At 48.7% G+C, this 15,048-nt stretch carries 12 protein-coding genes and 2 riboswitches; of the genes, 10 read left to right on the top strand and 2 right to left on the bottom strand.

Annotated elements, in window-relative coordinates; translation table 11 throughout:
• Positions 1–16 precede the first annotated feature (16 nt).
• Both rhaA and rhaB read right to left on the bottom strand, forming a co-directional pair.
• A complete protein-coding gene (rhaA, locus tag MKY24_RS26160) occupies positions 17–1,273 on the bottom strand; it encodes an L-rhamnose isomerase (protein ID WP_053326424.1) in 1,257 nt (418 codons plus the stop codon).
• Positions 1,274–1,288: 15 nt separating this feature from the next.
• Positions 1,289–2,770, bottom strand: coding sequence for a rhamnulokinase (rhaB, locus tag MKY24_RS26155; protein ID WP_279833237.1), 1,482 nt, complete (start codon positions 2,768–2,770; stop codon positions 1,289–1,291).
• A 351-nt stretch (positions 2,771–3,121) separates the two neighbouring features.
• Positions 3,122–3,225, top strand: a riboswitch (purine riboswitch).
• 158 nt (positions 3,226–3,383) lie between these two features.
• On the opposite strand from rhaB, the gene MKY24_RS26150 reads away from it, so the two are divergent.
• The 10 genes from MKY24_RS26150 (at position 3,384) to nikC (MKY24_RS26105) (ending at position 15,046) form a co-directional block, all read left to right on the top strand.
• The gene (locus tag MKY24_RS26150) at positions 3,384–4,001 is read left to right on the top strand and encodes a xanthine phosphoribosyltransferase (protein WP_053326423.1); all 618 of its coding nucleotides are present in this window, start codon (positions 3,384–3,386) and stop codon (positions 3,999–4,001) included.
• Positions 3,995–5,302, top strand: a complete 1,308-nt coding sequence (locus MKY24_RS26145; protein ID WP_279833241.1) for a nucleobase:cation symporter-2 family protein — start codon at positions 3,995–3,997, stop codon at positions 5,300–5,302. Before MKY24_RS26150 ends, MKY24_RS26145 begins: the two co-directional genes overlap by 7 nt.
• A gap of 688 nt (positions 5,303–5,990) precedes the next feature.
• Positions 5,991–6,195, top strand: a riboswitch (cobalamin riboswitch).
• A gap of 216 nt (positions 6,196–6,411) precedes the next feature.
• Entirely contained in the window at positions 6,412–7,992 is a 1,581-nt protein-coding gene (locus MKY24_RS26140; protein ID WP_076156651.1) for an ABC transporter substrate-binding protein, read from the top strand.
• A 15-nt stretch (positions 7,993–8,007) separates the two neighbouring features.
• On the top strand, positions 8,008–8,937 hold the full coding sequence (nikB, locus tag MKY24_RS26135; protein WP_023990985.1) for a nickel ABC transporter permease: 930 nt from the start codon (positions 8,008–8,010) through the stop codon (positions 8,935–8,937).
• A 14-nt stretch (positions 8,938–8,951) separates the two neighbouring features.
• The gene (gene nikC, locus MKY24_RS26130) at positions 8,952–9,767 is read left to right on the top strand and encodes a nickel transporter permease (RefSeq protein ID WP_053326421.1); all 816 of its coding nucleotides are present in this window, start codon (positions 8,952–8,954) and stop codon (positions 9,765–9,767) included.
• Positions 9,767–10,684 (top strand): ATP-binding cassette domain-containing protein, encoded by a 918-nt coding sequence (locus MKY24_RS26125; protein ID WP_339201159.1) that lies wholly within the window; start codon positions 9,767–9,769, stop codon positions 10,682–10,684. Before nikC (MKY24_RS26130) ends, MKY24_RS26125 begins: the two co-directional genes overlap by 1 nt.
• On the top strand, positions 10,681–11,457 hold the full coding sequence (locus tag MKY24_RS26120; protein ID WP_023990982.1) for a dipeptide/oligopeptide/nickel ABC transporter ATP-binding protein: 777 nt from the start codon (positions 10,681–10,683) through the stop codon (positions 11,455–11,457). The genes MKY24_RS26125 and MKY24_RS26120 overlap by 4 nt, the downstream gene beginning before the upstream one ends.
• 142 nt (positions 11,458–11,599) lie before the next feature.
• Complete coding sequence (gene nikA, locus MKY24_RS26115) at positions 11,600–13,225, top strand: nickel ABC transporter substrate-binding protein (protein ID WP_339201158.1); 1,626 nt, start codon at positions 11,600–11,602, stop codon at positions 13,223–13,225.
• 46 nt (positions 13,226–13,271) lie between these two features.
• Positions 13,272–14,216, top strand: coding sequence for a nickel ABC transporter permease subunit NikB (nikB, locus tag MKY24_RS26110; protein ID WP_339201157.1), 945 nt, complete (start codon positions 13,272–13,274; stop codon positions 14,214–14,216).
• A complete protein-coding gene (gene nikC / locus MKY24_RS26105; protein WP_080682961.1) occupies positions 14,216–15,046 on the top strand; it encodes a nickel ABC transporter permease subunit NikC in 831 nt (276 codons plus the stop codon). The genes nikB (MKY24_RS26110) and nikC (MKY24_RS26105) overlap by 1 nt, the downstream gene beginning before the upstream one ends.
• Positions 15,047–15,048: the final 2 nt, after the last annotated feature.

The following is a 15,048-nucleotide window of genomic DNA, read 5'->3' as shown; positions in this document are numbered from 1 at the left end:
ATTATCAGTGCAGTAGTTACCGTTTCAGCAGTACCTGTTGTTCATAGTTTTTTACTTCGGCCAGCCATTCCTCACGAACAGGAACGCCGTTTTGAGCGCAATAGTAATCCCATATGGCACCAAACGGATACGATTTAAACTCTTCGACCAGAGCAAGACGAGTGGTGAAATCCCGTTCCTCTTCCGCCTGCTTTAATGCTTCAATCGGTTCGAGCATAGCGCGAAGCAGCGCTTTGATCGTGTTGCGTGTTCCGATGACCCATGCTGCCACATGGTTGATACTGCCATCAAAGAAATCAAGACCGATATGGGTTCGGGAAAGCAATTCACCGCGAACCAGCTCACGGGCAATGTCCAGCAATTCGTCGTCCATCGTCACGACATGATCACTGTCCCAACGAACCGGTCTGCTGACATGGAGCAATAATTGATCGGTGAACATCAGCACAGAGGACAGTTTGTTCGAAATGACTTCGGTTGGATGGAAGTGACCAGCGTCGAGACAGATAGATTTACCGCGTGTCAGGGCGTAACCCATATAGAATTCATGTGAGCCCACGACATAGCTTTCTGAGCCGATGCCGAACAGCTTGCTTTCAACCGCATCGATGTTGTATTCCTCACTGATTTCCTCGCTGAAAATTTCGTCCAGCGCATCACGCAGACGTTCTCTTGGAGCCAACCGATCAACCGGAGTATCTTTATAGCCATCCGGCATCCAGTGGTTTGTGACACAGGGCTGACCGAGTTCTTTGCCAAAATGCTCTGCAATCCTGCGTGATTTTTTGCAGTGTGTGATCCAGAAATCGCGGATTTCCGAATCCTTGTGACTCAGTGTGAAGCCGTCTTCCGCTTTGGGATGGGAGAACAAAGTTGGATTAAAATCAAGCCCGAGCCCTTGCTGTTTGGCCCAGTCTACCCAGTTCTGAAAATGGCGTGGCTCCAGTTGATCCAGATCCACTTGTTCTGTGGTGTCCGCATAGATTGCGTGCAGATTGACCTTGTGTTTACCCGGAATAAGCGATAGAGCTTTTTCTAAATCCTGACGCAACTCATGCGGCGTGCCTGCTCTGCCCGGGTAGCTGCCCGTTACGGCAATCCCCCCGCTAAGCTGTTTGTCTTTGAACAGAAATCCCTGAACATCATCTCCCTGCCAGCAGTGCAGTGATATTTTGATTTGTGAAAGCTTCCGTAAAATGTCGTCAACTTGAATACCGTGGCGAGCGTACAGCTTTTTCGCTTCGTTATAACTGGCTTCAATAGCTTCGTTCATGGCGGCTTTACTCCTTTATTGAGATATCTGAATAGAGGATGTTGCTTGTATCTTGAGGTGCTCCCAGCGGTCCAGAAGTTCTTGCATGCTTTCCACCGATTGCGGCTCATATAGCCGAGTCGGAAAGGAGCGGGCGATGGTTCGGCCAGCAGCTTGGAGATCTTCAAGAGCACCAGAGCTGATTAATTGCACGACAATATTGCCGATGGCTGTAGATTCGGAAGGACCTGCCTGAACCTCAATTCCCAAAAGATCGGCTGTTAGCTGACATAGTAATTCGTTGTTAGCACCTCCGCCGACAATGTGCAATCTGGTAATCGTTTCGTCTGTTAAACGTTGCAGTTCGTGTAAGGCATCGCGGTAGCTTAAGGCCAGACTGTCAAAAATACAGCGGGCGAGTGAACCCGGCGTCCTGGGGATGGGCTGGCCTGTTTCTTCACAGAATCGCTGGATTTCAAGGGTCATACTATCCGGGTTTAAGAAGGATGACTGGTTACAGAGGACGAGACTGACAAACGGTGTCTCTGCTGAAGCCAGTTCGGCCAATTCAGCAAAGCTATGTGCGGAACCGCCCTCTCTCCTAACCTCCTGAATCATCCACAATCCCATAATATTTTTCAGAAAACGGTACGTACCGTAAGCACCCCACTCATTCGTGTAGTTCGCCTGCATGGCTGCCTTGGTATTCAAGGCTTTGGAACGTTCCATTCCCAGTAGTGACCACGTTCCGCTGCTAATATAGGCCCAAGATTCTTCCCGCTGTGACGGAACACCTGCAACAGCCGATGCAGTATCGTGAGTAGGCGCAAGAATGATCTGACAGTCCGGAAGATCGTATTTTTGAACAAGCTCCGGCAAAAGAGAACCCAGAACCCGTCCAGGCTCGGCAAGCTCTGAAAACTGATTGCGTCGCAGTTGGAGCAGGGACAGCAGGTCTTCATCAAACTCTCGTGTGTTCACGTTGAGAAGCTGCATCGTGGACGCATTCGTCATTTCATTGATCATGATGCCTGTCAGGCGATAGTACAGATAATCGGGGACCATCAATATTTTATCCGCCTGGGCAAGCTGTTCCCGATCATGGACAAACAGTTGATACAGGGTATTAAAGTTTAGTTCCTGAATGCCTGTTTTCTCATACACAGCCTCTCGACTGATGAGCTGGTGCAGCCTGTCGGGCGCATGGAGGGTACGTGCATCCCGGTAAGCGTATACCTCATGAATGCGGTTTCCTTTCTGATCAAGCAGCACGTAATCTACAGCCCATGTATCAATGCCGAGCGTACAGGAGTGAATCCCCGTCTGTTTAGCTTTTTGCAAGCCCTGAATAATCTCATTCAATAGTTCGTCGATATTCCAGTAATCGTGTCCGTTTTTTTCGGTAAAGGAGTTGTTGAAACGGTGAAGCTCTTGCAAGTGTAGCTGGTCACCTTGCAGAGTTGCACTTACGAGCCTTCCGCTTGAAGCTCCAATATCAACAGCAAGATAATTATTCATACCCAATCTCCTTGCATGGATAAAATACTGGCAGCCTGAAAGTCTGCCTTTTGCTTTCTTAACTAACTCCATACTACTTCCGTTTTTCTTTGTAGTCAACATAAACGGAAGTATAATTTGTGGTTTTATTTTTGTTTTCTAAAATTATAATTAAAATTAAATGTTGTTTTGCATGTATTTTTGTTTTTTATCTGTTTTCTACAATCAGGATTATGCAAAGTCCTTACAATATATATACCTTGAACAAAGGTCGGCTTGATTTACGATATTCCAATTGTGGAAGGTTCTCCAAATGCCGCTGTCTGTATGAAAAATAGTCTTGAAACCGCCCGCCAGAGGGTGTAGTATACAAGATATCAATTTCATATGACTCGTATAATATTGGGGATATGGCCCAGAAGTTTCTACCGGATGACCACTGTAATCGTCCGACTATGAGTGATAGCGCATCGGCTTTGGATGAATGCGGGCATTTATTTGTGCGCCAATCCGTCAGGGATTACAACCCCAAGGACAGGCTTCACTTGAGAAACAACTCAAGGGAGCCTGTCCTTTTTTTGGTTTTGGCAGGTTTTATACTATTTTAAAGTACAGAAGGAGCGATACTCGCATAATGAAAGCTTTGGAGGAACGTATTCGTCAAGAGGGACAAATTTTATCTGATACCGTACTAAAGGTAGATTCATTTTTGAATCATCAGGTAGATACAGCATTAGCATTGGAGATTGGTAAGGAGTTTGCACGCCTTTTCGGCAGTGCTCCGATCACCAAGGTGCTTACAATTGAAGCTAGTGGTATTCAATTTGCTATGGCTACTGCTATTGCCTTGGGGGTCCCTTTCATTTATGCGAAGAAAAAGAAAGCAATCACGCTGAATGAGCAGGTATACTTCGCAGAGGTTCATTCGTTCACTCGGCAGGAAACCTATCAGGTGAGTATTTCCCAAAAATATCTCCATGCCAGCGACCATGTGCTGATCGTAGATGATTTTTTGGCTACTGGCGCAGCATTGGTCGGACTTACGGATATTGTTAAGGAAGCAGGAGCGGAGCTGGCCGGGGTTGGCTGTGTGATTGAGAAGAGCTTCCAGGAAGGTCGTGGACTGTTGGAGCAAAGAGGCATTGCCGTACGTTCTCTTGCGCGTATCGCTTCCATGGCACCAGGCGAGGTTCATTTTATAGAGGAAGCTGGCGTGGTGATTCCTCCCGTTAAGGAGAATGTGGGATGTTAAGTAAACAAAAGTTATTCGCGCTGGGCTTCCAGCATGTCATGGCGATGTACGCTGGAGCAATTGCTGTACCTCTAATTGTAGGGGGAGCATTGCACCTGACGCCAGCCCAGATGGCTTATTTGGTGGCTGCCGATCTGTTCACTTGCGGGATTGCTACGTTATTACAGATTATGGGCACACGCTTTTTCGGTAGTAGACTGCCTGTCATTTTAGGCTGTACGTTTACGGCAGTAGGGCCTATCATCGCGATTGCTTCGACCTCAAATTTAGCGACAGCGTATGGTGCCATTATTTTGTCTGGTATATTCGTGGTGTTAGCAGCACCGTTGTATGGCAAGCTGCTACGCTTTTTCCCGACGGTGGTTACAGGTTCGGTCGTTACGATTATCGGTCTATCCCTTATTCCGGTGGCGATGAACAATGTAGCAGGGGGTCAGGGCAGTTCGGACTTTGGACAGCCACGTAATTTACTGTTGGCCTTAGTCACACTACTGGTTATTCTGCTTGTGAATCGGTTGGCAAAAGGCTTTTTGCGCTCGATTTCCGTGCTTATTGGTTTGTTCGCGGGCACAGTGGTTGCTTATGGAATGGGAATGGTGCATTTTGCTCCCGTGGCGGAGGCTTCATGGGTGAGTGTTGCACAGCCGTTTTATTTTGGTAAGCCAGAGTTTAGCATTATGGCAGTTTGTACGATGATTATCGTCAATATTGTCAGCATGGTCGAGTCAACGGGCGTTTATCTGGCAGTAGGCAAAGCGATTGATCAGAAGGTGGAGCAGAAGCAGATCGTCAATGGTCTGCGTTCCGAGGGACTTGCGATCATGCTTGGGGGTATTTTTAACGCGTTTCCTTATACAGCTTTCTCGCAAAATGTGGGTCTGATCTCACTCACACGCGTCAAATCGCGGAACGTTATTTTTGCTGCGGGCGGTATCATGGTTGTTCTCGGTTTGCTGCCTAAGCTGGCTGCTTTAACGACAGTGATTCCTAACGCTGTGCTGGGCGGGGCGATGATCGTCATGTTCGGCTCGGTCGCTGCATCAGGCATGTCTATTCTGTCAGAAGTGGATCTACGGAAAGAAAGCAATCTGCTGATCGCAGCATGCAGTATTGCCGTGGGTCTAGGCTCTGCCGTTCTGCCACAAATGTTCGACCAGCTGCCGAGCTTTGCCAAAATGCTGTTGCAAAATGGTATCGTTTCGGGTTCGATTACAGCGCTTGTCTTGAACATCGTTTTGACAAGAAAACAGGGCGAATCGGTCAAAAGCGTGACGGTTCAGGAGGTTCCACAGAAGGTTTGATGATTAGGGATAAATAAACCCTTGCCGTCTGGGGACATATAGATATTGACCCTGTCCGACTGTGCAGTGGCGCTAAAGTTAACTCTTAAGTTGATTTATTTACTAGAGGAATTTGCTAGAGTAGTGGGCGAGGCCGTGGTATAATTTACCTTATGGATTTTGAATAGTGGTGGATGTTTTCGGACCACGGTGCAGCTTCCCGAAAGGGGGTGAAGCCGATGGTCAACCTTGTGTCGTGCTACGATGTGTTGCGTTGGATGGTTACGTTACTAAGCCTGGTGTTTAGTATTCGTAAACTTTATCGCTGGCTACGTCGAAAATTTCGGAACAAGCGAAAACCCACCGCGTAATTAGGTTGGCCCCTAACGGTGGGTTTCGTTTGCATTAACATTTAGTTATGCAGCGCGCCGTGGTGGTGATCCACAGCCTTTCAAGTCCTAGAGTCTTTGCCGTTGGCGCGGCGAAGACTCTTTTTAGTATACGGACACGATGATTATCTCTATACCTAATTTTAGCACGTTCATTTCGTGCACGCAATGAATAGACATCACCTTCAATCTCGCTGTATCGTTCAAATTTAAAATATTGTGCAGCATTTATTGACAAGCCTGTGACAACAAAATAAGATCGTAATGGAAAGAAATAAAGGAAGAAAACAGGTGTGAGCCGGACGACTCTATGTACGGGGTTTTGTTGAGACCATGTGGATAGTTGTTGAGCGTGTTCACTTAAAAGGGAAGTTCGGTTGATTCCGACACGGGCCCGCCACTGTATACAGGCATCAGCAGGATACTGCTGGAGCTTTCAGAACAGCCACTGGAACTGTGAAGAACCGGGAAGGCCTGAAAGATGCGCCTGGAGTCAGGAGACCTGCCTGTTTTGACATCACTGTCAGACCCACGGGATGCTGGGGAGGTGGTTAGGCGTGCTGCATACGGAATGTCTGAAACCGATCTGATCCCTTCTATGTTTTTGGAGTTGGCTTCGAGGTGAGTTATGACATTTTATAATGAAAGCATTTCTGACTGCTGATCAAGTGGTCCGGAATGCTTTTTTCGCGTTTTGCGTTAGGTTTATATGATTTTACAAGATAGAGGGGGATTCATTGAATGATTAGCAATCGTAGCAGGCGTTCATGGTTGATATGTACAGGGGTGATGCTGTTGCTAGCAGTTATGGCTCTTTCGGGATGTGCCAGCAATAAGACGTCGGATAGCTCCGGCAAGGGTGAAAACGCGTCAGCACAACAAACAGCGACAGATAAAAAGCTGGTAATGGCGTATACATGGAAACCGTCAGGCGTTGACCCGCACGGAGATAATAGCTGGGATGTGATGCGATCCGGTGCAGGTGAGACACTGGTACGTTTGAATGAAAAGCTGGAGCCTGTGGCTTGGCTGGCAAAGGAGTGGAAGCAGGATAGTCCTACAGTTTGGACGTTCAGCTTGCAGGATAAAGTCACTTTTCATGATGGAAAGAGTATGGATGCAGCAGGTGTAAAAGCGTCTTTGCTGCGCTCTATCGAGAAAAGCCATCTGGCAAAGGATTTACTGAATGTGAAGTCCATTGATGTAAGCGGCCCGCTGGCCTTGAAAATCACGACAAACCAGCCGAACGCGGCGCTGGTGTCCAATCTAGCTGATCCATCGACGATTGTACTGGATGTGGCATCGATGAAAGATGAGCAGAGTTACCCAGCGATGACAGGCGCCTTTAAAATCAAAGCATTCAACAAGGACCAATCCTTGGTCGTAGAGCGTTATGACGGATATTGGGGCGAGAAGGCACGACTGGCTGAAGCGACGATGAAGTTCATTACGGATGGGAATTCGCGCCTGATGGCGCTGCAATCCGGCGAGGTGGACGTGGCGACGGATATTCCGGTTGATAACGCAGAGGTACTGAAAAAGAACGACAAGCTACAAGTGCTGTCGGCTCCCTCCTTACGCACCCATATGATCGTGTACAATATGGAATCGCCAGTATTCAAGGATGCGGCGAACCGTAAGGTGGTGGACAGCCTGATTCCACGCACATCGATTGTGAGCGCCGTCATGAGGGGCTTCGGTACGGAAGCAAGCAGTCCGTTCCCGAGCATTCTTCCCTTCGGTAAAGTTGAGCGTAAAGCGCTGAACGGAACGGCAGAGCAGCTGTTGACGAAGGATGGCTGGCAGAAAGACGCCCAAGGGACATGGACTAAGCAAGGCAAGCCGTTCGAGGTTACACTGCTGACTTTCCCTCAGCGTCCAGAGCTCTCCGTTATGGCTGAGGTCATCCAAAGCCAATTGCTGAAAGAGGGAATCCAAGTCAAGATTCGCAAGGTGGAAAATATCGACGAGGCGTTGACCAAAAACGATTGGGATTTTGCTATGTACAGCATGCTTACTGCTCATACAGGAGAGCCGCAATATTTTATGGACATGTTTTATTCTTCGAAAAGCGAAGCCAATGTAAGCCGGTATAGTTCCAAACCGCTAGAGAGTATTCTTAACAGCTTGAAGCTGGCGAAGGATACAGCGCAGCGTAATGCTGTGACACTACAAGCGCTGGATATCATCAATGCGGATTTGCCACAGTCGTTCATTGTGCATCCTGATAATGTGTTTGGTGTGAAAAAAGGGGTGGAGGGTTTTACACCCCATCCGATCGAGTATTACTACATTACAGCGCAATCTGATATTACGGAATAACGAGCTGCGTATCCTATGATTCGTTTTATACTGGAACGTGTGGCGCAGCTGCTCATCATTGTATTCGTTGTATCCACGCTGACTTTTGTACTGATGCGGCTCGCTCCTGGTGACCCTGCTACTATTTTGCTCACCGCGCATAATGTCCCTGCCTCTGAGGAGGCGTTGACGACGCTACGGCAGGAACTGGGCTTAAACGAGCCGCTTCATATTCAATATGTGAACTGGCTGCGAGATGTGTTCACGGGGCATTGGGGCACCTCGTATGTATCCAAGGAATCCGTGCTAGCCGAACTATGGAACAGACTGCCTGCTACTGTGGAGCTAGCTGCTGCGGGCTTTGCCGTCATGACGGTGCTTACGCTGGGGCTGGGACTGGCTGCCTCGCTAAAAATCAGCGGCCCACTGGATCGTCTGGGCAGGCTGTTTGCCCTGCTGGGATCGTCGATTCCCTCTTTTTGGCTTGGGTTTCTGTTGATCTATCTATTCTCCGTTCGCCTGGGCTGGCTCCCATCCATGGGAAGGGAGGACTGGACACATCTAGTGCTCCCAGCGCTGACTCTTGGTGCAGGTTTGGGAGCTGTACAAGCACGTGTACTGCGTGCTCAAATGCTGGAGCTGGGTGACCGGAATTTTGTGAAAGCAGCGAAGGCCCGAGGCTTTTCCCGTATGCATATCCTGTTTTTTGAGATATTTAAGCATGCGGTTCTGCCTATGATTACACTGCTAGGTACCAATCTATCATTTATGCTGGCAGGTAATGTCATCGTCGAGACCATTTTTTCATGGCCGGGGTTAGGTAAGTATTTTATAGATGCGATTACCCAGCGAGATTATCCGGTGATTCAGGGGTATGTTATTTTTGCCGTATTTTTAATTGTAGGTGTTCAGTGTTTGGTGGATTTGGTCCAGACGGCGATAGATCCGAGGCTACGTTTGCGTTAAGGGGGAAGCTGAAAATGAAAAAGATACGGCTTTCCTTTCAAGGGAGCTTGCTGGCAGGAGGCGTACTTTTTGGTCTGATCGTGCTGCTTGGGTTATTGGCTCCATGGGTCGCTCCTCATGATCCTCTTCAAGTGGATCTTTTGAACCGTCTGGCACCACCCAGTCGGAAATATCCTTTCGGTACGGATCATCTGGGTCGGGATGTGCTGTCACGGCTAATTTATGGGATACGGACGAGCGTGCTAATCGCATGTGCAATTACTGTAGCTACGCTGTGCTTTAGTCTGCCTATAGGGTTGCTCATTGGTTATGTGCGTGGACGTGTAGATCAGCTGATCATGCGGGGAATCGATGGCGTATTGGCTTTTCCTGATATTATTTTAACGGTGGCAATTGTGGGCATTTTGGGCCCGGGTTTTGTTAACATGACCCTTGCGATTATTGCGGTACGGTGGGCGGGCTATGTCCGGTATATCCGTAGTCTGGTTCAAAAAGCCTGTCAGGAGGACTACGTTCGGTATGCCCGTTTATCCGGCAATTCACACGTACGTATACTGAGACGTTATGTATTGCCACAAGCGTTGCCGCAGTTGTTGGTTTATGCGGTATGGGATATCGGACGCGTGGTGCTGATGATCGCTGGGCTGTCCTTTCTTGGACTGGGTGTACAGCCGCCCAAGCCAGAGTGGGGCGTGATGCTGCATGATGCAACCTCATATTTTCAGGTGGCTCCGCATGTCATGATTTTCCCAGGCTTGGCGATTATGCTATTCGTACTTGCCTGCCAGCTTTTGGGCGACCGCTTTTCGGAAAAGGGGGCGGCCAAATAGTGGAGGATCAAATAGCCCTTGGGGGCAAGGATACGATAGAACAAGTGGCAGGGCGAAAACCGTTGTTACACGTGGAACATTTGGAAATCTGCCGCACAGGCGTAGGAGCAAGCGGAAGTGGGGGCAAACCACTGCTGCGGGATGTGAGCTTTTCCATATATTCAGGGGAGATTGTGGCACTGACCGGACCGAGCGGATGCGGCAAGAGCCTGACCGCACACGCAATCGCAGGCATGCTGGAGTCAGGTATCGGTGTTACGCAAGGGCGTATCTACTATAACGGGGAAGACATTCTCCCGTTCCAGGAACGGCGCTGGCAAAGGCTGCGCCGAGAGGATATTGCCCTGCTCATTCAACAATCGCTGAGCGGGTTGAATCCGATCCGGACTGTCCGCGCCCAGCTGATGGATACGCTTAGACTGCACGGGCGGCGTCGGATGCCGCACGACCAGATGGAGCCGGGGCACGCTGGTGCTGCCCCATCCCACACTGCACCGCAGCAAGTCCACCCGCTGGGCGTGCTGCCACGGATGCGGCAGATGCTGATCCGTGCCATGGAGATAGCCAGAGGAGGCGCTACTCCAGTGCGGGAGGCCTATTTGCGCTCTCTGCTCCGCAAGGTTGGGTTTACAGATCCTGAGCATATTTTGTCGTCATATCCTTTTGAACTAAGCGGAGGCATGTGTCAAAGGGTGCTGCTGGCTGCAATGTTAAGCTCAGGTCCAAGCCTCTTTATTGCCGATGAGCCTACTACGGCGTTGGATGTTATCAACCGCGACAAGGTTTTGGCATTGCTGCAACAATTGAGAGAAGACTTTGATCTCACCATATTGTTGATTTCACATGATCGCCAGGGTATGAGCCGCATAGCAGATCGAGTGTTGGAGATGAGCCCGGAAGGAAGGATGCACCAGTGATGCTGGAATTGAAGAATGTGACCAAAGCATACCCTGTCCGCAAACGGAGAAAAGGCTGGTTCAGCACGCAAGATAGCGAGCGGGCCGTGAAGAAGGTGAGTCTGGAGTTACGACAGGGTGAATGTCTTGGACTGGTGGGGGAAAGTGGAAGTGGCAAAAGCACGCTGGCACAATGTATTCTAGGGCTGGAGTCGTTGACCTCAGGGGAGATTTGGCTGGATCATCAGCCTATACACTTCGAAAAGATGAAGGACGTTCAGCTGTACAAGCGAATCCAGTTGGTTGCACAGGATTCGTCCTCCTCATTGCATCCTCATATGACCATTCGAGATATTTTAATGGAGCCGATCCACAACTATTTTCCTGAGCGAAAAGCGCAGGCGCTGGATATTTGTCTGTCCCTATTGGAATCGGTAGGATTGGAGGCTGACAGTCTGGAAAAATACCCAGCACAGCTGAGTGGCGGGCAAAAACAGCGGGTATGTATTGCCCGAGCGTTGGCGGTGGAGCCGGATATTATCTTGTTCGATGAATCGATCGCCAATCTGGATACGACAACGCAGTCTTCTGTACTGGACATGCTCAAAAGAATGCAGATGGAACGTCAGTTGTCCTACCTATTCATCACTCACGATCTCCAATCTACTCGCCAGTTTTGTGATCGAGTTGCCGTCATGGTTCAGGGGGAGATCGTGGAAATCTTTAAGGAATGGGATGAAGACTTGTTACAGCATGAGTACACGCGTACTCTGTTTCAAGCGTTGGAGAATTAAGCCATAAATTTAATATTATACAAATTTAAAATAAATAAGAGGATTGCTTGTCGAATATTGTTGACAAAATAGAACGTGGTACCTATTCTAAATATGATTATGATAATCATTATCACATATATAGAAAAGGGGAAATACATTGATGTCCGTTCGACACCGCAAGACTGCCACCCTTATGTTGGTGGCGCTCCTCTTATTATCCGTTGTTTTGGGCTGCGCGAAGCAGGAGAACACCCCTGCATCCACCTCTACTGACGGAGCTGCCAATGAAAAGTCGATCACGCTATCGTGGCCGCGTGACATTGGTACGATGAATCCTCACGTATACAATCCTTCCCAACTTTTTGCACAATCCATGGTTTATGAGCCGTTAGTCAGCTACAAGCAAGGAGGCAAGCTGGAGCCTGCTTTGGCTGAATCCTGGACTATTTCCAAGGACGGCAAAATATATACGTTTAAGCTACGCAAAGGTGTGAAATTTTCGGATGGAACGCTATTTAATGCGGCCATTGTCAAAAAGAACTTTGACGCTATTATGAAAAATGAGAAGACGCACAGCTGGCTTGGTATAGTAGGCGTTCTCGACAAAACTGAAGCTGTAGATGACAGCACCTTCCGAATGACGCTCAAAGAGCCATACTACCCAGTGCTTCAGGATTTGTCTGTCGTTCGCCCGTTCCGTTTTCTGGGTGAAGCTGGGTTCCCGGATGATGGAGATACGTCCAAAGGAATCAAGAAACCTGTAGGTACAGGACCTTGGATGCTGGATGAATACAAGCAAGATGAATATGCAACCTTTAAGCGTAATCCGAACTATTGGGGTACTGCACCGCAGGTGGATAAAATTACGGTAAAAATCATTCCCGATGGCGAAACCCGTGTAATGGCCTTTGAAAAAGGCGACCTGGATCTGATTTATGGAGAGGGTGTCATTAGTCTGGATGCTTTCAAACAGCTTCGCGACACGAATCAGTATGTTACCACGCTGTCCGAGCCTGTAGGTACAAGAAGCCTGTTACTCAACTCATCCAATCCCAAGCTGGCAGACCTTCGGGTACGTCTGGCACTCCAGCATGGCTTTAACAAGCAGGCAATGGTGGAAGGTGTAACCTCGGGGCTGGAGGAAACAGCGGATACGGTTTTATCCAAAAACTATCCGTATACGAATGTAAACTTACAGCCTGTTGGCTATGATGTGGAAAAATCCAAATCGTTGCTGGATGAGGCTGGCTGGAAGCTGCCCGCAGGCGGTACAGTACGGGAAAAAGACGGACAACAGCTGGATTTTGAGTTGATTTTTGATAAGACTGATCCGATCCAAAAGGCGATGGCTGAAACCATTCAGGCTGAATGGGGAGAATTGGGTGTCAAAGTGAACCTGACCGGACTGGAGCTGACGGTTCAAATCAAGCGCCTTAGATCCAACCAGTTTGATCTGTACTTCTGGTACAACTATGGTGCACCTTATGATCCGCATTCCTTTATTAATGTCATTGCCAAGAAGAGCTTCGGAATTTCCGAGGTGCTGAGTGCCCTCCCGATGAAGAAAGACCTGGATCAGCAAGTACACGAAGCGCTCTCATCGACAGATGAAACCAAGCGTCAAGAGCTGTATGCTTCGATTCTGAAGACGCTTCAGGAGCAATCTGCCATTGTGCCTATTTCTTATATTAAGAAAACGGCAGTGTACCAGAAAAAGATTACAAACTTTGTATTCCCGGCTAATCGGGATGAAAATCCGTTTGAGGGAATTGAAATCGGAAAGTAGCTGAAGCCGATAGGTAACGGTAGTTTACAGGATAGGAGGACAACTCATGATCAGCTATATCGGGAAGCGAATGGTAGCGGTCATTCCTATTGTTCTCTTTGCCACCCTCGTTACCTTTGCACTGATTCATATTTCACCAGTTGATCCGGCCGAGGCCTATTTGACGGCTGCTCATATTTATCCTACTCCAGAGATTCTGGAGCAGAAAAGACATGAGTTCGGGCTGGATCAGCCTTTGCTGACGCAGTATATGCATACACTTCAAAGAATCAGTCAATTGGACTTTGGTACTTCGTATCTGACCAACAAGCCGGTGTGGGATGAGGTCAAGGTTCGGCTGCCCGCCACTTTTGAATTGGCTGTGAGCAGTATGGTGCTATCTATTGTGGTGAGTATTCCACTGGGCGTGCTGGCGGCGATGCGTAAAAATGGCTGGATCGACATGCTTAGTCGAGGAATTTCATATTTTGGCGCATCTATACCCCAGTTTTGGCTGGGATATTTGTTAATCTTCTTTTTCTCTGTCCGATTGGATTGGCTCCCTGTAGAGGGGCGAGGAACGTGGCAGCATCTGGTGTTGCCCACGGTGACCCTGTCGCTGGTTCTGATTGCTTTATATACGCGCCTGCTGCGTTCCAGTGTGTTGGAGCAGCTTCAGGAAACGTATGTGCAGTATGCCAGAACTAGAGGGATTCATGAGCGGGTGATCATGCTCAAGCATGTACTGAAAATTGCCATTGCTCCACTGATTACAAGTCTGGGTATGAATCTGGGCAAGCTTCTGACCGGAACAATTATTGTGGAGCAGGTGTTTTCATGGCCCGGGTTTGGCCGTTATTTTGTGGAAGCGATTTTTAACCGGGATATTCCCGTCATACAATGCTATGTGTTTTTGGCGGCATGCCTGTTCATCGTATGCAATTTGCTCGTTGATCTGGTGCATTTGTATATGGACCCCCGAATTTCATCGAAGGGACGAGCAGAGCAGTGATGATAAGGTTGCGTACAATGTTCAAAGGTCAAAAGGTAATCGTGGTCTGCTCTGTCGTACTGGCTGCTCTTTTTATCATTATGGCGCTAGCTCCTTGGCTGGCTCCCCATGATCCGGTTAAAGTCAATTTACTGCACAAGCTGGAGGGACCTTCGAAAGAATACTGGCTGGGGACCGATCATTTGGGTCGGTGCAATTTATCCCGGTTGCTGTATGGAGCGCGGATTTCCCTCGGCTTTGCGACATTAATTTTCCTGTCCTCGCTTAGCATCGGCGTTGTGGTCGGGTCGCTTGCAGGTTATGTAGGTGGCTGGGTCGATAGTGTGTTGATGCGGTTTTGCGAAGGTATTATGGCGTTTCCGAATTTGGTGCTTGTGCTGGGCATTGTCGGTATTTTTGGACCGGGCCTCATGCAGGTGCTGCTTGCCTTGATGATGGTGCAGTGGGTGTATTATGCCAGAATGTGCCGCAATATGGTCGTCAGTCTGAAAGAACGGAATTTTATAGCTGCTGCAAGGATTAGCGGGTCCTCCTCAGGGGCCATTATCCGGCGGCATATTATTCCGAATGTGCTGCGGCCGATTGTGGTCATTGGTACACTGGAAATGGGTTGGGCGATCATGGATATTTCCGCGTTGTCGTTCCTTGGTCTAGGCATTCAGCCGCCGACCCCCGAATGGGGAGCGATGATTCATGAGGGAACGGGATACATTCGCAGTCATCCGGAATTAATGATCTATCCGGGGGTTATGATTCTGGTGGTGGTGATGGCCTTCAATATATTGGGGGAGGCGCTGTCCGACCGATACGGAATTGCCAAACGTCAGTAAAA

It is taken from the genome of Paenibacillus sp. FSL P2-0322 (assembly GCF_037975315.1).
GTDB lineage: Bacteria > Bacillota > Bacilli > Paenibacillales > Paenibacillaceae > Paenibacillus > Paenibacillus polymyxa_B.
Note: the sequence above shows the minus strand (reverse complement) of the source record. Positions and strands in the feature narration are given on the sequence as shown.

Excerpts from the sequence above, each read along its gene's own strand:
- rhaA (WP_053326424.1), bottom strand. The coding sequence starts at position 1,273 with ATGAACGAAGCTATTGAAGCCAGTTATAACGAAGCGAAAAAGCTGTAC.
- rhaB (WP_279833237.1), bottom strand. The coding sequence starts at position 2,770 with ATGAATAATTATCTTGCTGTTGATATTGGAGCTTCAAGCGGAAGGCTC.
- MKY24_RS26150 (WP_053326423.1), top strand. The coding sequence starts at position 3,384 with ATGAAAGCTTTGGAGGAACGTATTCGTCAAGAGGGACAAATTTTATCT.
- MKY24_RS26145 (WP_279833241.1), top strand. The coding sequence starts at position 3,995 with ATGTTAAGTAAACAAAAGTTATTCGCGCTGGGCTTCCAGCATGTCATG.
- MKY24_RS26140 (WP_076156651.1), top strand. The coding sequence starts at position 6,412 with ATGATTAGCAATCGTAGCAGGCGTTCATGGTTGATATGTACAGGGGTG.
- nikB (WP_023990985.1), top strand. The coding sequence starts at position 8,008 with ATGATTCGTTTTATACTGGAACGTGTGGCGCAGCTGCTCATCATTGTA.
- nikC (WP_053326421.1), top strand. The coding sequence starts at position 8,952 with ATGAAAAAGATACGGCTTTCCTTTCAAGGGAGCTTGCTGGCAGGAGGC.
- nikA (WP_339201158.1), top strand. The coding sequence starts at position 11,600 with ATGTCCGTTCGACACCGCAAGACTGCCACCCTTATGTTGGTGGCGCTC.
- nikB (WP_339201157.1), top strand. The coding sequence starts at position 13,272 with ATGATCAGCTATATCGGGAAGCGAATGGTAGCGGTCATTCCTATTGTT.
- nikC (WP_080682961.1), top strand. The coding sequence starts at position 14,216 with ATGATAAGGTTGCGTACAATGTTCAAAGGTCAAAAGGTAATCGTGGTC.